Source organism: Aquipuribacter nitratireducens, from assembly GCF_037860835.1.
Classification (GTDB): domain Bacteria; phylum Actinomycetota; class Actinomycetes; order Actinomycetales; family JBBAYJ01; genus Aquipuribacter; species Aquipuribacter nitratireducens.
The window spans coordinates 436002-454245 of sequence record NZ_JBBEOG010000002.1 but is presented as its reverse complement, the minus strand read 5'-3'; the positions used below and the strand labels follow the sequence as shown (position 1 = coordinate 454245).

The window sequence follows — 18244 nt, the reverse complement described above, 5'->3', positions numbered from 1 at the left end:
GACCGCGAGCCTACGGCTGCGTGGTCAGCCCGTCGTGCCGGGTGCCGCGGTCGGCGCGCAGCCGGGCGAGGAGGGCGAGCGCGTGCTCGGGCTGTGCGAGGTCCGTGCTCGCGAGCACCGGCACCACGGCCCGCTCCTCCGTCTCGCGGACCGCCAGCGGGGAGGCGGTGAACAAACCCGTCACCCCGAGCACGCGCCACCCGAGGGCGGCGAGGCGCTCGGCGCCACCGAGCGCGCCGACGGCGTCACCGGCGGCGAAGAGGACCCCGTCGACGGCCGCGCGGACACGGGGGTCGGCGACGAGGGCGGCGGACTCCCGCTGGAGCACGCCGTCGGCGATCTCCATGACGACGACGTCGTGCCGACCGCGCAGCTCGGCGAGGAGCCCGCCGACGACGCCGACGCAGTCCTCGTGGGCGACCCCGGCCGTCGTGGGGTGGCCGGCGTCGGTGAAGTCGAGGGCCTCGGCGCCCGCGTCGGTGAACAGCCACGGGTCGTTCCCGGCGGCGGTCCCCGTCACCTTCGCGGCGCCGACGCTGAGCCCGGCGGCGCTGAGGCCGGCCACGAGCATGGCGAGGGCCGTCGTCTTGCCGGCGTTCATCGCGGTGCCGACGACGGCGACGACGGGCACCGAGTCGGCCGTCGCCGGCTCCGGCTGCCGGGGCCGCACCGTCGTCCAGTCGCGCAGGCGGAGGCGGCGGCCCGTCCCGTCGGCGAGCAGTCCCACGGGCTCGATCCGCGTCGGCGCGGCCATGCTCGCGTGCGCGGCGTCGACCCGTGCCGCGATGCCACCGGCGGCGACGAGGTCGCACGGGCCGAGGTCCTCGGGGACGTGGGCGAGGAACGCGTCGGGCGCGTAGCGGTCGGCGTAGGCGAGGACCACCTCGTCACCGGCGAACACACGGGCGTGCCGGCCGGTGGGCAGCTCGACCCACGTGTGCTGTCCGACGGAGGTGACGCGGGCGAGGACGAGGTCGCCCGCGGCGGGGACGACGTCGTCCCCGGTGAGCAGCGCGAGGGGCTGCCCGGCGTGCAGCGGCACGACGTGCCGGCTCGCGTACGTCAGCTTCGCCCGCCGCAGCCGCTCACCGAGCGTGGGCGCGGCGGCGCGCTCGACGACCTTCTCCACCGAGCGGAGCACGGCACGGGCGTCCGGGGTGTCCGGGCAGCCGGGAGCGGGCTGGGGCGTGGTCATGGGTCCCTCCGAGACGATGGCCTCGCCCGCGGGGGCACGCCCCCCGGTGCGGCGCTCCGGCGCGCTGCGGCGGCACATCGTGGCACGCGCCGCCGCGGCGCGGAAGGCCCGTCCGGGCGCTCCTGTGGACACTCGCCCGGACGGCCGCCGGTCAGGGGGACACGAGGCGGTAGCCCATCCCGCGGACCGTCTCGATCCGCTCCCTGCCGACCTTCCCGCGCAGGTAGCGGACGTAGACGTCGACGACGTTCGACCCCGGGTCGAAGTCGTAGCCCCAGACCCGGGAGAGCAGCTGCTCGCGGCTGAGCACCTGGTCCGGGTGGCGCATGAAGACCTCGGCGAGCCCGAACTCCCGCGCCGACAGGTCGACGGTGCGGCCCTCGACGTCGGCGCGCCGCGTCCGCAGGTCGAGGCTGAGACCACCGACGCGGAGCACGGTCTCCTCCGCGGACGACGCGGACGCCGCGCGCAGCCGCAACCGCACGCGCGCGAGCAGCTCCTCGAAGGCGAACGGCTTCCGCACGTAGTCGTCGGCGCCCAGCGACAGCCCCGTCACCGTGTCGTCGACGGCGTCCCGCGCCGTGAGGACGACGACCGGGACGGTGTGCCCCTGGGCGCGCAGCGCCCTGAGGACCGAGAAGCCGTCCATGAGGGGGAGCCCCACGTCGAGGATGACGAGGTCGACCTCGTCGCTGCGGGCGAGGTCGAGCGCCGTCACGCCGTCGGGCGCGGACGTCGTCGTGAAGCCGTTGGCCCGCAGCCCCTTCTCGAGGAAGCTGACGATGCGCGGCTCGTCCTCCGCGATGAGGATGCGGTTCACCGGTGGGCTCCGTCCGGTCGGGGGCCGTCGGCCCCGTGGGGTGGTCGGTACAGGGACAGGTCGTAGGCCCCGTCGTCCGGCGGCCCCTCGGGCGGGTACGGGCCGTCGACCGGGCGGTGAGGCACCTCGAGGTCCTCGTCGGGCTGACCCGCCGGCACCCACGGCAGGTCGAGGACGAACGTCGCGCCCTCCCCGGGTGCGTTCTCCAGCACGACCCCGCCGCCGTGCGCGACGGCGATGGCCTGGACGATCGCGAGGCCGAGACCGGTGCCGCTCCCCCGGTCCTCGCCCGTGCCCCGACCGAACCGCCGGAAGATGTGCTCCTCGTCGTCGGGGTCGACGCCGGGCCCGGTGTCGCGCACCCACAGCAGCACCCGGTCCCCGGCACCTGTGTCGTCACCTGCGACGCGGGCGGACCCGATCGCGATCTCGTCGTGCGGTGCGGTGTGCGTGACGGCGTTCGCGGCGAGCTGGACGAGCGCCTGCGTGACGCGCTCGCGGTCGAGGAGGACCGTGCCCGCGGCGAGCCCGTCGAGGCGCCACGACCTCGGCGCGACGGCGCTCACCTTCTCGAGGACCTCGTCGGTGAGGACCGTGACGTCGACGGGCCCGGGGCGCACGAAGTCCGGCCGCTCCGACTTCGCGAGGGTGATGAGGTCGTCGACGAGCCGCGACATCCGGTCGAGCTCGTCGAGCACGAGCTCCCGGGTCGCACGCACGTCGGTCGGGTCGTCGGCGTCGAGCAGGTCGAGGTGCCCGCGGACGATGGTGACGGGCGTCCGCAGCTCGTGCCCCACGTCGTTGAGGAGGTCGCGCTGGCTCGCGAACGCGCTCTCGAGGCGGTCGAGCATCGCGTTGAAGCGGCGGCCGAGGTCGGAGACCTCGTCACGACCCTCGACGTCGATGCGGCGGGAGAGATCCTGGTCGTCGATGCTCGCCGCGGCGTCCCGCAGGGCGGCGAGCGGCGCGAGCAGCCGGCCGAGCAGGAGCCACCCCACGGCTGCGACGACGACCACGACGGCGCCGTAGACGACGGCGCGGTCCCGGATGGTCCCCGTCACCTCGGCGTACTCGTCGGACACGAGGTACGTCGCGACGAACAGGGCGTCGCGCCCGTCGGCGGGGTCCACGACGGGGACGGCGGCGAAGGCGAGCCGGCCCTGTGAGGTGTCCGTGCTGCCGATGCCGGGGGCGGGGAAGGCGACGATGTCGGCGAGCGCGGCGGTCTCGTCCTCGAAGTCGATGCGCTCGGTCGACTCCTGCACGGTGACGAGGCGGCCGTCGACGAAGCCGAGGAGCACCTGGTTCTCCTCGGGGGCGAGCGTGGTGACGAGGGTCGTCAGCACCTCGTCGACGCCCTGCCACGGCTCGCCCGTCACGGGGTTGAGCGGTCCGGAGGCGAGCGTCTCGAACTCCTGGACCTCCTGCTCGAGCTCCCGCGCGACCCGCTCGTCGACGTCGTTGTACTGCACGACGTAGCTGAGGACCGCCGACACCGCGAGACCGACGACGAGCAGCAGGACGACGGCGCCGACGACCTGGGCGCGCACCGACCGGGTCACCGGGGACCGCCCCGCTCAGTCGTCGTCATCGTCATCGTCCTCATCGTCGTCATCGTCCGGGCCGTCGTCGTCGTCCGGGCCGCCGTCGTCGTCCGAGTCGTCGTCGTCCGGCGGGGGTGCCGGCGCGGGCTCCGGCGCAGGCGGGGGCGGGGCGGGCGCCGGCGCGGGCTCCGGTTCCGGAGCGGGCGCAGGTGCCGGGTCGGGCGACGGGCTCGGTGACGGGCTCGGTGACGGGCTCGGTGACGGGCTCGGCGACGGGCTCGGCGACGGGCTCGGCGACGGGCTCGGCGACGGGCCGGCTGACGGCTCGGGGGCGGGGATCGTCACGACGACGCTGCCGAGCTCCGGCACCCGCGGGACGACGGCGAGCGCCGCCGCGGCGACCGCGGCGATGACGACGACGCCGGTCGCAGCAGCGAGCACGGCGTTACGGGTGCCGCCGGCGGGTGCGACGGGCTCGACCGGCGCCGCTGGGGCGGGCGTGCGCGTCCGGTCTCCCTCCACGTGCACCACGGTCCCGACGGCGGGTGACCCGCGCGTGAGACCCACATGAGAGCCGCCTCATGTGGGGGTCAGGCCGCCCGCGCGGCCCCGAGCACGGTGTCGCTGTCGTCGTACATGGCGAGCAGCTGCCCGGACGCCACCGCGGGGACCGGGGACTCCGGTCGGAGCGCGACCGCGTCGGGCGTCGCGTGCTCGACGGTCACGGCGACCGGACGCGCGTGGGCGCGGACCTGGACCTCGACGCGCGAGCCCACCGCGGGCGGCGCGCCGTGCCACACCGGCTCCGTGCCCGCCAGGGCGGCGACGAGGAGGTCCTCGGCCGAGCCCACCGTCACGGTACGGGTGACGGGCTCGAGCGAGAGCACGTACCGGGGCCGCCCGTCCGGGGCGGGCCGGTCGAGGTGCAGACCCCGGCGCTGGCCGACGGTGAAGCGGTGGGTGCCCTCGTGCCGCCCGACGACGGTGCCGCTCGTGTCGACGACCGGACCGGCGGCGTCCCCCAGCCGCCGGGACAGCCAGCCCGGGGTGTCGCCGTCCGGGACGAAGCAGATGTCGTGGCTGTCCGGCTTCGCCGCCACCGCGAGACCGCGGGCGGCGGCCTCCTCGCGCAGCAGGGCCTTGTCGGGGGTGTCGCCCACCGGCAGCACCACGTGCCCGAGCCGCTCGGGCGCGACCGAGGCGAGGACGTACGACTGGTCCTTCGCCGCGTCGGCCGCCCGACGCAGCCGCGGACCGTCGGGGCCGTGCTCGAGCCGCGCCCAGTGCCCCGTCGCGACGGCGTCGAACCCGAGCGCGAGGGCGCGGTCGAGGAGCGCGGCGAACTTGATCCGCTCGTTGCAGCGCACGCAGGGGTTCGGGGTGCGCCCGGCCGCGTACGCCGCGACGAAGTCCGCGACGACGTCCTCGGCGAACTGCTCGGAGAGGTCCCACACGTAGAAGGGGATGCCGAGGACGTCCGCGGCGCGACGCGCGTCGTGCGCGTCCTCCACCGTGCAGCACCCGCGCGCCCGGGCGGGGCCCGAGCCGCCCTCGGCGCGCGACAGCGCGAGGTGGACCCCCACGACGTCGTGGCCGGCGTCCACGGCGCGCGCCGCCGCCACGGCGGAGTCGACGCCGCCGCTCATCGCCGCCAGCACCCTCATGTGCTCACCCCGCCAGCACCGCGCCCCGGCTGCGGGCACCGGCGGCGCGGGCGCGCTCGAGCACCGCGGGGAGGACCTCGAGGACCCGGTCGACGTCGGCGTCGGTGCTCGTGCGTCCGAGCGAGAACCGCAGCGCCCCCCGGGCGAGGAGCGGGGCGACGCCCATCGCGTGCAGGACGTGCGAGGGCTCCGGCACGCCGGCGCGGCACGCCGAGCCCGTGGACACGGCGACACCCGCGGCGTCGAAGAGGTAGAGGAGGCTGTCGCCCTCGCAGCCGGGGAACGTCACGTGGAGGTTCGTCGGCAGGCGGCCGCCCGAGGCGGGGTCGGCGCCCTGGACGACGGCGGTGGGGTCGGTCGCGAGGAGGCCCGCGGCCAGGCGGTCGCGGAGGGCGGCGACGCGCGGCGCCTGGTCCGGCTGCTCCGCCACGGCCTCCCGGAGCGCGACCGCGAGGGCCGCCGCGGCCGGCGCGTCGACGGTGCCGGAGCGTACGCCCCTCTCCTGCCCGCCGCCGTGGAGCACGGGCTCCAGCGCCGTGCCCCGGCGGACCACGAGGGCCCCGGACCCCGTGGGGGCCCCCAGCTTGTGACCGCTCACGGCGACGGTGTCGGCACCGATCGCGCCGACCGCCTCGGGCAGCCAGCCGACGGCCTGCACGGCGTCCGCGTGAACGGGTACCTCGTGCTCGTGGGCGAGTGCGACGACCTCGGCCAGCGGCTGGATCGTGCCGACCTCGTTGTTCGCCCACATGCACGTGAGGAGGGCCGCCCGGTCCCCGTCGCGCTCGAGCAGCGCCGCCGTGCCGGCGACGTCGACGCGGCCGTCCGCGTCGACGGGCAGCCACACGACCTCCGCACCGCGGGCGTCGGCGAGCCACGTCACGCAGTCGAGGACCGCGTGGTGCTCGACGGGGCTCGCGAGGACGACGCGGCGCCGCGGGTCGGCAGCCGTCCGGGCGCCCCACAGGCCCTTGACGCCGAGGTTGTCGGCCTCGGTGCCGCCTGCGGTGAGGACGACCTCCGCCGCGCCCACCCCGAGCGCCGCCGCCACCTGCTCCCGGGCGTCCTCGACGGCGCGACGGGCGCGCCGGCCCGGCCCGTGCAGCGAGGACGGGTTGCCGCCGGCGAGGGCGGCGTCCCGCCACGCCGCCAGCGCGGTGTCGCGCACGGGCGTGGTCGCCGCGTGGTCGAGGTAGGCGCTCACGCGTAGAGGGTAGGCACCCCGCTCACCCCTTGCGTCGCGCGATCTCCTCCGTGGCCGCGGGGAGGATGCTCGAGAGGTCGCCGACGACGCCGAAGTCGGCCATCTCGAAGATGGGCGCCTCGGGGTCCTTGTTGACCGCGACGACGACCTTCGACGTCTGCATCCCCGCCTTGTGCTGGATGGCACCGGAGATGCCGGCGGCGAGGTAGAGCTGGGGGGACACGGTCTTCCCGGTCTGGCCCACCTGGTTGCTGTGGGGGTACCAGCCGGCGTCGACCGCCGCCCGGCTCGCCCCGACCGCGCCACCGAGGGCGTCGGCGAGCGCCTCGACGGCGCTGAAGTCGCCGTCCGTCCCGCGTCCGCCCGACACGACGATCGAGGCCTCGGCGAGGTCCGGCCGACCGGAGGCCTGCTTGGGCTGCCGCTCGACGATGCGGGCGGACTTCGCCTGCTCCGACACCTCCGGGGTGAGCACGGTGACGGTCCCGGCCGCGGGCGCCGGCTCGGGCGCGACGGTGTTCGGCTTCACGGCGACGAGGGGCGTGCCGCGCGTGACGGCGCAGCGGGTCGTGTAGGACCCGGCGAACACGGACTTCGTCGCCACGACGCGGTCGCCGTCGAGCGCGACGTCGACGGCGTCGGTGACGACGCCGGACCCCGTGCGTACGGCGAGCCGGCCGGCGACCTCCTTGCCCTCGGGGCTGCTCGGCAGGAGCACGGCGGCGGGCGCACGCTCCTCCACCAGCCGGGCGAGCACCTCCGACTTGGGCGCGACGAGGTGGTCGACGACGTCGGCGCCGCCCACCATGACGACCTCCGCGGCGCCGTGCTCGGCGAGGGCGGCGGGCGCGTCGGCGCCCTCCGGCGCACCGAAGACGACGGCGACGGGATCGCCGAGGCGGCGGGCGAGGGTGAGGAGCTCCAGCGACGCCTTGCGGACGGCGCCGCCGGAGGACTCGGGCGTGGGGGTGGCGTCGACGACGACGAGGACCTGGGCCATGGGGTGTCTCCTGCTGCTGTCGGTGCGGGCGGGTCGCGCAGGCTCAGACGAGCCGCTGGGAGGCGAGGAACTCCACGAGCTTCGCGGCGCCGTCGCCCTCGTCGGTGACGACCGTGCCGGCCTGCTTCGGCGGGCGGGCCTCGGCCTCGACCGCCGCGGTCCACGCCGCGTCGAGCCCCACGTCGGCGGGGTCGACGCCGATGTCGGCGAGCGTCCACTCCTCGACCGGCTTCTTCTTCGCCGCCATGATCCCCTTGAACGAGGGGTAGCGCGGCTCGTTGATCTGGTCGGTGACGCTGACGAGCGCCGGCAGCGAGGCCTCGACCGTCTCGGTGCTCGCGTCGCCGTCGCGCCGGATGCGGACCGTGCCGCCGGCGCCGCCGGAGAGGGTGACCTCGGCCGCGTACGTCACCTGCGGCAGGCCGAGACGCTCCGCGACCATGGCGGGCACGACCCCCATGCCGCCGTCCGTGCTCGCCATGCCCGTGAGGACGAGGTCGGCGCCGACCTTCTCGAGCGCCTTCGCGAGGACGAGGGACGTGCCGACGGCGTCGGAGCCGTGGATGGCGTCGTCGCTCACGAGGACACCGGCGTCGGCGCCCATCTGGAGGGCCTTCTTGAGCGCGTCGCGGGCGTCGGCGGGCCCGATGGTGAGCGCGACGACCTCGGCGTCGTCCCCGGCGGCGCCGGACTCCCTGAGCCGGACCGCCTCCTCGACGGCGTACTCGTCGAGCTCCGACAGCAGGCCGTCGACGGCCTCGCGGTCGGTGGTGGTGTCCGCCCGGAACCCGCGGTCCCCCTGGGCGTCCGGGACGTGCTTGACGCAGACGGCGATCTTCATCGACGACCTCTCCTCGTGCCGGCGGGGACGGTCGGCCCCCGCGCCTGGCGGCATGTTACTCATCAGTAGCCCTAGGCTCGACGGACCCGCCCGGTGGGGCGGACGCCCCGTCGCGCCTGCGGGGCCCACACTGCCACGCGTGCCCGACACCCACCGCCCGGCCCTCCCGCTCACCGGCGAGCGGACCGGCCCCGACGACGGCCACGCGGCCTGGTCGCGGGAGGAGCGGTACTGGTTCGCCCGGCACGTCGCCGGGTACCGGCTGGCGTCCCGGCTCCTGCCGCCGGGGCGTGCGGGGCGCCGGGCGCTCGTCGTCGACACCGGCATCGGGGAGGGGTACGCGAGCACCCTCCTGCGGGCGCGGCGCGACGTCCCCGGCCCCTGCGTGGTCGGCGTCGAGCTCGACGCGGCGGCCGCGACGCACGCCGCGGCCGGCTACGGCGGGGCGGAGGTCGCCGACGTCCGCGGGAACGTCGTCGCGCTCCCTCTCGCCTCCGGCGTGGCCGACGCGGTCGTGAGCAGCCAGGTGATCGAGCACGTCTGGACGCCGTGGGAGCACCTCGACGAGGCGGCGCGTGTGCTCCGCCCCGGCGGGGTGCTCGTGTGCACGACGCCGAACCGGCTGACGTTCTCCCCCGGCCTGCCCCGGGAGGCCCGACCCGCGAACGTCTACCACCACCGCGAGTACGACGCCGAGGAGCTCCGGGCGCTCGCGGCCGGCCGGCGCCTGACGGCCGTGCAGGTGCTCGGCGTCCACGGGCCACCGCCCGACGCCCGCACCGTCAGCCGCGCCGCCGCGGCCGGCTTCCGGGTGGCACCGGGCGGCCCCGGAGCCGCGCTCGACGACGCCCTCGACCTCGTGCTGGTGGCGCGGCGGGCCTGAGCGCGGGGTCGTGGGCGAGGAGGTCGGCGCCGGGCCACGTGCCCCGCGCGGCCCGCTCGGCACGGTCGGCGACCTGGACCGCCGGCACTCCGGCGAGGACGACGTCGGCGGGCCACGCGCCGCGGACGACGGCGTGGGCGGCCACCACGGTGCCGCGGCCGAGGTCGCTGCCACGCAGGACGGCGCTGCGCAGCCCCAGCCACGAGCCCGGACCGATCCGCACGGGTGCCTTGCGGATGCCCTGGTCCTTGACCGGCCGGGCGACGTCGCTGTGGACGTGGTCGAAGTCGGCGACGTACGTCCAGTCCGCGAGGAGGGTGCCGTCGCCCACCTCGACGTCGAGCCAGCACGTGACCCGGACGTCGGCGCCGGCCACGACCTTGTCCCCGACCCGCAGCATCCCCTCGTGGGCGCGCAGCACCGTCCGCTCACCGAGGTGGACGAACGCCCCGAGGTGCACCCGCCCGTAGCCGGGCACGGTCCGGACACGCGCGCCGCGCCCGAGGAAGACCATCCCGTGCGTCACGACGTCGGGATGGAGCAGCCGCAGCCGGAGGAGGCGGGCGTAGCGGACGAGGTAGCCCGGGGTGAGCGCGCGGTGGCGCCACACCCACGCGAGCGACTCGCGGGACAGGTGGGCGTACTGCTCGGGGTGGCGGCCCTCGCGCAGCCGGACCCGCCACGCGGCGACGACGGCGGCGAGCCCTTCCACCCTCCCGGTTCTAGCAGAGGCGGCGCGCGGGCTCAGGCCCGCGCGGCCGCGAGGACGGCGGGACGCGGGTCGAGAGCGAGCGCGACGAGGCCGGCGACGACCCGCGCCCCGCCGGCGTCCGGGTCGTCGCCCGGCCCGCCGGCCGCCGCCGGGCGGAACCCGTAGACGGCGGCGAGCCGGGCGGCGGCGAGGCCCACGTGGGCGGTCAACGACCTGTCCGCCGGCAGCGCGCCGCCGGCCCCCCGGTACCCCTCGAGGAAGGCCCACGCGGTCTCCCCCGCCGCAGCGGTGTCCCCCTGCAGCGCACGCAGGACGAGGTGGGCGAGGACGTTGCCGAGGTCGACGGCGGCGTCCCCGCGGGCCACCAGGTCGAGGTCGAGCACGCCGACGCCCATGTCGCACTCCCGCGTGCCGCGGACGAGCACCTGCCCGTCGTGCAGGTCGCGGTGGAGGGTGACGGGGACCGCCGGCGCGCCCGCGGCCGCGGCGTGCTCGACGACGACGCCCTCGAGCCGCGCGACGGCCCACGGCGGCAGTGCACCCAGCGACCGGGCCAGTCGCAGCCACCGCACGCTCACGGCGACCTCGTCGTCGAGCGCGTGCACGGGGGCACCCTCCGGTGCCGGGGCGGCGTGCACGCGGGCGAGCATGGCCCCGGTGGCCCGCCACGCCGCGACGCGGTCGTCCGCCGACGCGAGGGCCCGCAGCGTCGTGCCCGGCAGGTCGGCCGTCACGACGATGCCGGTCGCCTCGTCGACGTCGAGCACCTCGGGGACCGTGACACCCGCCGGCCGCCACGACGCGGTGCGGGCGAGCCCGGCCGCGCGCCCGGGCCGCACGACCTTCGCCCAGTGCGGGTCCGTGCCGGGGCGGTCGAGGCGGACGACGGCCCGCCGGCCGGGACGGTGGGCGACGAGGCGGGCACCCGGCCACTGCAGGAGGGTCGGCAGACCGGGGAGCCGGTGGTCCGCCCCGGCCGGCTGCAGCACGACGCCCGTGCCGGGCAGGTGCTGTGCCCGGGCGCAGCGCCGCGCGACGTCGGCCGCTCTGCCCTCGTCGGCGAACCACTGCCCCGCCGTCCAGCCGGGCGGCTCACCGTGACCCGCGGCGGCGTGGAGCAGCAGGTGCTCGGGCGAGCGCGGCCACGCGCGGCGGAGGCCGAGACCGTGGGAGAGGAGGTCCGCGCGGATCCCGAGCAGGGCGGGGCCGCGGGTCGTCGCCGTCACCGCTGTCCCCTGTCGAGGACGCCGCGCACCCGGCGGAGCAGCTCGTCCGTCTGCTCCGCCCACGTCGGGGACCCCGTCCGGAACGGCGCGACGGCGCGTCGCAGCAGACGGGCGGCGAGCCAGGGCCGCAGCGCGTCGGGGTCCGGCCACGACCCGCCACGGGCGGCGTACCCGTCGAGGAGCCGCCCGAGGCGGTCGTCGGCGGCCGCCGGCGCCTCGACGAGCCACGAGGCCGCGAGGTCGGCGACGTCGGCCACGAGCGGACCCCGGCCCGCCTCGTCGAGGTCGAGCACGCTGACGCGACCCCGCGCGTCGACGAGGATCTGGTCGGCGGACAGGTCCCCGTGAACCGGACCGAGGGGTCCGCTCCCGCCGCGCAGGAGGCCCCGGACCACGTCGTCGACGAGCGTCGCGCCGGACGTGCGGCCGGCCGTCGCGTCGAGCACGTCGGGCCGCAGCCGCCGGAGCATGCGCCCCGCCGCCCGCACCGCCGCGATCTCGGCGGCGAGCGGGTCCGCGGGCTGTGCCGGCGGACGCGGCGGGCCCAGGCGGTGGAGGTCGGCGAGGACGGCCCCCGCGGCCGCGAGGGCCCCCTCAACCCGGGCGTCGCCCACCGCCAGCAGCCGGTCGAGCGGGACGCCGGGGAGGTGCTCGGTGACGAGCAGCCCGCGGCGGGCGTCCACGGCCAGGGGCCGCGGGGCGCGGACGCGCCCCGCGGCCCCTGGCGGGCCCGGTGGTCCCGCGACGGTGCGCCAGCCCTCGACGGCGCGCCCGAGGTCCGCGGGCCGGTACGCGCGGACGACGACCGGGTCGAGGGCGCCGTCCGGCGACGACGCCCGCCCGACCCAGCGCCGGCCCGGCTTCCACGCGAGCGGGCGGAGGCTCGTGCGCCCCCGCAGCGCACGCCGCACGTCCCGGCCGGGACGGGCCGGTACCTCGTCCCCCGCCGCGGGGGCCACGAGACGCAACCCGGGCAGGTCACGGTCACCGGCCGCTCTCGCGACGAGCGCGAGGCGGTCGGGGTCGACGTGGACGGCGTGACGGCCGGCCCGGCCGACCCCCTTCGCGAGCTTCGCGGCGGCCCCCGTGTGCCACACGGCGAGGAACACCTCGGGGAGCGCGCGCTCGGCGGGCACGAGGCGGGCGACGCCGCCGGCCCCGGGCTTCCAGCGCAGGTAGCGGACCGCGTAGCGGCCGTCGGCGAGCGGGTGGGCGCCGGTCGCCGCGGCCCAGCCCGCCAGGGCCTCGGCGTCGAGGAGCAGCCGCAGGCCGGGCACGTCCGGCTCGGCGGCGAGGAGCCTCTCGACCTCCCTCGCGGTGGCGCCGCTCGGCGACGGGACGCGGTCGGCGGCGGGGCCGGTCGCGCCGCCGACCCGGTCCCCGTCGAGGGTGGCGTCAGGCACGCGCACGTCGCCCCCTCGGTGCCTCGCGGGGCTCGTCGACCGGCTCCGTCGCTGGCTCCGCGGGAGGGGTCGGCACGGCGGACAGCCGTCGCGGGGCGGGCCCGAGGACCTGCTCCGGTGGGCCGGCCGCGACGAGCCGGCCCGCCTCGACGCGGAGGACGACGTCGGCGTCGCGGACCGACTCGACGTCGTGCGTCACGACGAAGGTCGTGCGTCCGTCCGTGAGCCGGGCGAGGGCGGCGACGACCTCGTCCTCGGTGTCCTGGTCGAGGCCGGTGAGGGCCTCGTCGAGGACGACGACCGGGGCGTCGCGCACGGCGGCCCGCGCGATCGCGATGCGCTGCCGCTGCCCGCCCGACAGCGTGGTGCCGCGCTCCCCCACGACGGTGTCGTAGCCGTCGGGCAGCCGGGTGACGAAGTCGTGGGCGCCGGCGAGCCGAGCGGCCCGCTCCACCTGCTCGTCCGTGGCACCGGGCGCACCGAAGGCGATGTTCTCCCGCACGGTGGTGGCGAACAGGACGCTCTCCTGCAGGACGACCGCCACCTGCGGCCGGACCGAGGCGATCGTGAGGTCGCGGACGTCGTGGCCGTCGAGGAGGACCTGGCCCCGGTCGGGGTCGCGCAGGCGGGACAGCAGCGACACGAGGCTCGACTTGCCCGAGCCGCTCGGGCCCACGACCCCCACCCGCTGACCCGGGTGGACGGTGAACGACACGTCGCGCAGCACGGGGTGACCCGGCTCGTAGGCGACGGTGACGTCACGGAGCTCGACGTGGCCGCGCAGGCGCGGTGCGGCTCTCGCCCACGACCGGTCCTCGAGGTCCGGCCGGGTCTGGAGGAGGTCGACGACCCGCTCGCCCGAGGCGGCCGCCCGGGCGATCCGGCCGGTGTACTTCGCGACGTCGCGCATCGGCTTGAACGCCGTCTTGAGGTACGTGAGGAAGACGACGAGCTCCCCCGGCGTCAGCGCGCCGGCGACGACGCGCGTGGCGCCGACGTACAGGACGAGACCGGTCGCGAGCCCGACGAGCACGTCGGTCTTGCGCTCGAGCCCGGCGGCGAGCTTCTTCGCCTTGACGCCGTCCTTGAGGCTCTTCTCGTTGCTGCCGCCGAAGGCCCGCTGGAGCGGACCCTCGAGGGAGTACGCCTGCACGACCTTCATGGCGCCGAGGGACTCGGTCGCCACCGACGCGATGGCCCCCTCCGCGACGCGCTGCTTCCGGGCGACCCCGCTGATGCGGCGGGTGAGCCGGACGCTCGTGAGGGCGAAGACGGGGAACACGAGGAGGACGACGAGCGCGAGCTGCCAGTCGAGGACCACGACCACGACGAGCATCCCGACGAGCGTGACGACGTTGCCGACGAGCGGGAGCGCCGCCGTGACGGCGACCTCCTGCAGGCGGCCCACGTCGCCCGTCACCCGCGTGACGAGGTCGCCGGTGCGCGCCCGGTCGTGAAAGGCGAGGGACAGCCGGTTGAGGTGGGCGTACATGTCGGCGCGCACGCGTGTGAGGACCCGGTTGCCCGCGAGGGCGAAGCACACCGTCATGAGGTAGCTCGCGAGGGCACGCAGCGCCGTGAACGCGACGAGCGCGAGCGCCGCGACGAGGATGACGGTCCCGATCCCGGCCGGCTGCGCGACCCCGAGCTGCGCACCGGTGGCCACGGCGACGGCGTCGACGACGTACTTCAGCGGCCACGGTTCGAGCAGCCGCATCGCGACCTCGAGGAGCAGCGCGGCGCTGCCGGCGAGGAGCAGCTTCCGCTCGCGGCGGACCTGGGGGCGCAGGGCGCGGAGGGTCCGGCGCAGGGCGGGGGCGGAGTCCCGCAGGCCGGTCGGTCGTCGCGCCACTCACACCACCGCCCCGACGGCGACACGGGCCGGCAGCGGCTGCGGCGCGTGGTCGGCGAGGGCGAGCACGCGGGCGACGACGGCCCGCCACGTGTGCCGGGTGACGGCCGCTCGCCGGCCGCGGGCGCCGGCGAGGCGACGGGCGAGCGGGTCGGCGGCCAGTGCTGCGAGGGCGTCGGCGAGGTCGGCGGCGTCCCCCGGCCGGTGGAGGCGCCCGAGCGACCGGTCGCCGGCCGCGCCCGCGCGGAGGAGCCCCGCCATCCCGGGCACGTCGGCCGCGACGACGGGCAGGCCGGCGGCGAGGTACTCGTAGACCTTGAGGGGCGAGAAGTAGAAGTCGGCGGCGGTCTCGTAGGGGGCGCACCCGACGTCCATGCGGTGCAGCTGTGCGGCGACCGCGACCGGGCTGAGCGCGCCGGTGAGCTCGAGGGCGTCGGCGACGCCACGCGCGCCGGCACGGTCGACGAGCGCCTGGCGCTGCGGCCCGTCCCCCACGACGAGGAGCCGCCACCGCGGGTCGCGCCGGCGCAGGAGCGCGACGGCGTCCACGAGGTGCTCGGTGCCGTGCCACGGCTTGAGGCTGCCGACGAACCCGACGGTGAGGGGCCGCACCCCGCCGGGTCGGCGGGCCGGGGTGACGCGAGCGGTGTCGACGCCGTTCGCGACGACGTGCACGCGCGCGGGGTCCCCGTCGCAGGTGCGCAGCTCCTCGCGCGCCCAGCGGGCGACACCGTCGCTCACGCACACCACGGCGCCGGCGCTGCCGAGGGAGCGCCGGGCGGCGGCCGTCGCGCCCGCCACGTCGTGGAGCTCCCGGTGGTCGGCCTGCTCGCGCACGAGGGGGGCGTTGACCTCGAGGACGGAGCGGACCCCGTGCCGTGCCGCCCACGCGACGCCGGTGCCGCCCCACAGGCTGTAGCGCTCGAGGACGAGGTCGACGCCCGCACGCTGCCGGTGGAGGCGGTCGAGGACGCCGGCGACGGCGGTGTCGCTCGCGCGGGCGGCGGCCTCCCGCGCCGCCCCGAGGGTGCCGCTGACGGCCGGCAGGCGGTGGACCGTGACGGCGCGGAGGCAGTCGGGAGCGGGCCCCCCGGGACGGGGCGAGACGACGTGGACGTCGTCCCCGCGCCGCACGAGCTCGGTGAGGACGGCCTGGAGGTGGACGGAGGCGCCCTTGGTGCCGAACACGGGGATGCCCGGGTCCGAGCACACGACGACGGCCCTCATGCCGGCACCGCCTCGACCGCACGCGACCGGTGGCCGCCCGCGAGCACCTCCGCGTGCATCGCGCGGAGCCGCCGGGCCTGGTCCCGCCGGTCGTAGCCGGACTCGACGAGCGAGCGCGCCGCGCGCGCGGTGCGCTCGCGCAGGTCGGCGTCGTCGAGGAGGCGACGCAGCGCGCGTGCGAGGGCGGCGGGGTCACGCTCCGGGACGAGGAGGCCCGTGTCACCGTCGCGCACGACCTCGGGGATCCCCGTGACCGGCGTCGACACGACCGGCGTCCCCAGCGCCATCGCCTCGAGGACGACGGTGGGCAGCCCGTCGCGGTTGCCGTCGTCGCCGACCACGCACGGCGCCGCCATGACCGCGGCGGCGGAGACGGCTGCTCGGACCTCGTCCTGCGTCCGGGGCCCCAGCAGCCGGACCCGGTCGGTGAGCCCGAGCGCGGCGACGCGGGCCGCGAGCTCCGTGAGCAGCGGCCCCGACCCCACGACGTCGCACGTCACCGGGTCGCCGGACGCGCGGAGGAGGTGCAGCGCCTCGACGAGGTCCCCGAAGCCCTTCTTCTCGACGAGTCGACCGACCGCGACGACGTGACGCGGCCGCTGCCGCGGCGAGCGCCACGCGAACGCGTCGAGGTCGATGCCGTTGTTGACCTGCCGGACGCGACCCGCGTCGGCGCCGAACCGCTCCCGGAGGTGGGCGACGTTGTACGCGCTGACGGTGACGACCGCCGCGGCGTCGCGGAGCTTCTGCCGCAGGTCGTCGTCGTCGACGGACTCGTGGAAGACGTCTTTCGCGTGCGCGGTGAAGGAGTACGTGATCCCGGCGAGGCGCGCCGCGAGCCGGGCGACGGTCGTCGCGACGCTACCGAAGTGGGCGTGGAGGTGGTCGAGGCCACGGGCGACGGCCGCGTCGGCGACGGCGACGGCCTGCAGCGCGTCCCGCGCGTCGGCCTCGAGCAGCTCCGGCAGGAGGCCCGGGAGGCGGGGCAGGCGCGTGGCCGCCTCGCGCAGGCGCTGCCACGCCTCGCTCGCGCGGACCGAGGAGGAGTCGACCCACGTGACGGGCGCCTGCACGCGGGCGAGGTCGGCGTGGAAGCGGGCGTCGACCGGGGGCCGCAGCGAGAAGATCTCGAGCGAGGCCCCCGCCTCCTCCAGCGACAGCACCTCGGTGAGCACGAACGTCTCCGAGAAGCGCGGGTACATCTTGAGGACGTAGCCGATGCGCGGGGTGTCAGACGGCGACACGGTCCACCTCCAGGTCTCTCGTCGCCGCGGCCGCGGCGGGTCGCCGAGGGGCCGCGGCCACGAGGGAGCGGGCGAGGCCCGGCAGGCGCGCCAGGCCGTCGAGGTCGACGTCCGCGGGCTGCTCGGGAGCCGGTCGGTCCGCGTCGGCCGCCGGCGGCAGGACGCGGGCGAGCCAGTCACCGACCGCGCCCGCGTGGCAGACGTCGGGGTGGAGCATGTCGACGAGACCGCGCGCGGCGAGCCGGCGGGCGCGCACGAGCTGCTCGCGCCGGGGTCGTACCCGTGGCACGAGCAGGGTGGGACGGCGCGCGGCGAGGAGCTCGCACACGCTGTTGTAGCCCGCCATCGACACGACGGCGGCGGCGCCGGCGACGAGGTCGGCGGCGTCCGGCACGAAGTCGAGGACCCGCACGTCGTCGCGGGCGGCGGCGAGGCCGCGCAGCTCGCGGCGCTGCTCGGCGGCCATGTACGGGCCGGTGACCGCGATCCCCTGCACGCCCGTCGGCAGGGGTGCGGCGAGGAACGCGCGGGCGAGGTCGACGCCGTCCTGGCCGCCGCCGACGAGGCACAGGGCGTACGGCCCGTCGGGTCGGCGCACCCGGCCCGCGCGGGTGCGCGTGCGGGTGCCGTCCTGACGCCCGCGGCCGAGGTAGCCGGTGTGGACCGTCATGGCGGCGACGTCCGGCGACAGCCCGTACTCGGCGACGGGGTCGTAGACCCGCGGGTCGCCGTACACCCACACGGCGTCGTAGGAGTCACGGAGCACGTCGTCCGTGCGGTCGCGCTCCCACTCGCGGCGGGCGGCGACGGGGTGGTCGAGGACCTCCCGCAGCCCGAGCACCACGCGTGTCGGCAGCGTCTCGCGAAGCACGCGGAGGGCCTCGTCGAGCTCGCCGTGGACCCCGCGCGCCACCTTGTCGACGACGAGGAGGTCGGGCGCGAAGGCGAGGAGCGCGGCGGTGACGACGCCGGCTCGGATGCGGAGGACGTCGGCGAGGGGGGCGTCGAGCACGCGGCTGGCGTACGAGCCGTCGGTGGACTTGGCGAGCGCCGGGAGGGTGACGACCTCCGTCCGCGGCGGCAGCGGGAGGGAGGTCGCCTCCGGGGCGCCGGTGAGGAGGAGGACGTTCGTCGCCGGGTCGGCGCCGACGAGCGCGGCGGCGACGGCGATGTTGCGTCGGACGTGCCCGAGGCCCTGGGTGTCGTGGGAGTAGAGGGCGACCCGCCTCAGCCGCGCGGGTGCGGCCCCCCGGGTGCGGCGTCGACGGTCGGTGCGGGCGAGCCGACCCGGGGTGGCCGGCGCTGCGGTCGCGATGCTGTCCACACGTCCTCCGTCTGCCCCGCGGCGCCGGCGCGTGCTGCGCCGTCTGGTGAACCGCTGGTGAACGGACGGTGTCGCGCGGGTGTGGCAGGAACGTGAGCGCCGCAT

16 protein-coding genes are annotated in these 18244 nt (G+C 77.3%); 1 reads left to right on the top strand and 15 read right to left on the bottom strand.

Annotated elements, in window-relative coordinates; all coding sequences use genetic code 11:
- Positions 1-10: 10 nt before the first annotated feature.
- The 8 genes from WAB14_RS05530 to WAB14_RS05495 form a co-directional block, all read right to left on the bottom strand.
- Complete coding sequence (locus tag WAB14_RS05530) at positions 11-1195, bottom strand: P-loop NTPase family protein (RefSeq protein WP_340268172.1); 1185 nt, start codon at positions 1193-1195, stop codon at positions 11-13.
- A gap of 151 nt (positions 1196-1346) precedes the next feature.
- Complete coding sequence (locus tag WAB14_RS05525; protein WP_340268171.1) at positions 1347-2015, bottom strand: response regulator transcription factor; 669 nt, start codon at positions 2013-2015, stop codon at positions 1347-1349.
- Positions 2012-3577, bottom strand: coding sequence for a sensor histidine kinase (locus WAB14_RS05520; RefSeq protein WP_340268170.1), 1566 nt, complete (start codon positions 3575-3577; stop codon positions 2012-2014). Before WAB14_RS05520 ends, WAB14_RS05525 begins: the two co-directional genes overlap by 4 nt.
- A gap of 15 nt (positions 3578-3592) precedes the next feature.
- Entirely contained in the window at positions 3593-4081 is a 489-nt protein-coding gene (locus WAB14_RS05515; protein WP_340268169.1) for a hypothetical protein, read from the bottom strand.
- Positions 4082-4149: 68 nt separating this feature from the next.
- Complete coding sequence (gene mnmA, locus WAB14_RS05510; protein WP_340268168.1) at positions 4150-5223, bottom strand: tRNA 2-thiouridine(34) synthase MnmA; 1074 nt, start codon at positions 5221-5223, stop codon at positions 4150-4152.
- A gap of 4 nt (positions 5224-5227) precedes the next feature.
- On the bottom strand, positions 5228-6427 hold the full coding sequence (locus WAB14_RS05505; protein ID WP_340268167.1) for a cysteine desulfurase family protein: 1200 nt from the start codon (positions 6425-6427) through the stop codon (positions 5228-5230).
- A 22-nt stretch (positions 6428-6449) separates the two neighbouring features.
- Positions 6450-7427, bottom strand: a complete 978-nt coding sequence (locus tag WAB14_RS05500) for an electron transfer flavoprotein subunit alpha/FixB family protein (protein WP_340268165.1) — start codon at positions 7425-7427, stop codon at positions 6450-6452.
- A 43-nt stretch (positions 7428-7470) separates the two neighbouring features.
- Positions 7471-8268, bottom strand: a complete 798-nt coding sequence (locus tag WAB14_RS05495) for an electron transfer flavoprotein subunit beta/FixA family protein (RefSeq protein ID WP_340268163.1) — start codon at positions 8266-8268, stop codon at positions 7471-7473.
- A gap of 139 nt (positions 8269-8407) precedes the next feature.
- Here WAB14_RS05495 and WAB14_RS05490 point away from each other — a divergent pair, with 139 nt between their 5' ends.
- Positions 8408-9151, top strand: a complete 744-nt coding sequence (locus WAB14_RS05490) for a class I SAM-dependent methyltransferase (protein ID WP_340268162.1) — start codon at positions 8408-8410, stop codon at positions 9149-9151.
- On the opposite strand, the gene WAB14_RS05485 is transcribed toward WAB14_RS05490, so the two are convergent.
- From WAB14_RS05485 to WAB14_RS05455, 7 genes are read right to left on the bottom strand one after another with little or no spacing between them, the layout of a single operon-like run.
- Positions 9051-9863: an acyltransferase gene (locus WAB14_RS05485; protein WP_340268161.1), complete on the bottom strand. Its 813-nt coding sequence runs from the start codon at positions 9861-9863 to the stop codon at positions 9051-9053. The genes WAB14_RS05490 and WAB14_RS05485 overlap by 101 nt on opposite strands.
- 32 nt (positions 9864-9895) lie before the next feature.
- Positions 9896-11089, bottom strand: a complete 1194-nt coding sequence (locus WAB14_RS05480) for a phosphotransferase (protein WP_340268160.1) — start codon at positions 11087-11089, stop codon at positions 9896-9898.
- Positions 11086-12492 carry a phosphotransferase gene (locus WAB14_RS05475; protein ID WP_340268159.1) on the bottom strand — a complete coding sequence of 469 codons (1407 nt, stop codon included), beginning with the start codon at positions 12490-12492 and terminating at the stop codon, positions 11086-11088. Before WAB14_RS05475 ends, WAB14_RS05480 begins: the two co-directional genes overlap by 4 nt.
- Positions 12485-14344 (bottom strand): ABC transporter ATP-binding protein, encoded by a 1860-nt coding sequence (locus WAB14_RS05470; RefSeq protein WP_340268158.1) that lies wholly within the window; start codon positions 14342-14344, stop codon positions 12485-12487. The genes WAB14_RS05475 and WAB14_RS05470 overlap by 8 nt, the downstream gene beginning before the upstream one ends.
- The gene (locus WAB14_RS05465; protein WP_340268156.1) at positions 14345-15571 is read right to left on the bottom strand and encodes a glycosyltransferase; all 1227 of its coding nucleotides are present in this window, start codon (positions 15569-15571) and stop codon (positions 14345-14347) included.
- Positions 15568-16815: a glycosyltransferase gene (locus tag WAB14_RS05460; protein WP_340268154.1), complete on the bottom strand. Its 1248-nt coding sequence runs from the start codon at positions 16813-16815 to the stop codon at positions 15568-15570. Before WAB14_RS05460 ends, WAB14_RS05465 begins: the two co-directional genes overlap by 4 nt.
- Positions 16802-18139, bottom strand: coding sequence for a glycosyltransferase family protein (locus WAB14_RS05455; protein ID WP_340268152.1), 1338 nt, complete (start codon positions 18137-18139; stop codon positions 16802-16804). The genes WAB14_RS05460 and WAB14_RS05455 overlap by 14 nt, the downstream gene beginning before the upstream one ends.
- Positions 18140-18244: the final 105 nt, after the last annotated feature.

Excerpts from the sequence above, each read along its gene's own strand:
- WAB14_RS05530 (WP_340268172.1), bottom strand. The coding sequence starts at position 1,195 with ATGACCACGCCCCAGCCCGCTCCCGGCTGCCCGGACACCCCGGACGCC.
- mnmA (WP_340268168.1), bottom strand. The coding sequence starts at position 5,223 with ATGAGGGTGCTGGCGGCGATGAGCGGCGGCGTCGACTCCGCCGTGGCG.
- WAB14_RS05500 (WP_340268165.1), bottom strand. The coding sequence starts at position 7,427 with ATGGCCCAGGTCCTCGTCGTCGTCGACGCCACCCCCACGCCCGAGTCC.
- WAB14_RS05495 (WP_340268163.1), bottom strand. The coding sequence starts at position 8,268 with ATGAAGATCGCCGTCTGCGTCAAGCACGTCCCGGACGCCCAGGGGGAC.
- WAB14_RS05465 (WP_340268156.1), bottom strand. The coding sequence starts at position 15,571 with ATGAGGGCCGTCGTCGTGTGCTCGGACCCGGGCATCCCCGTGTTCGGC.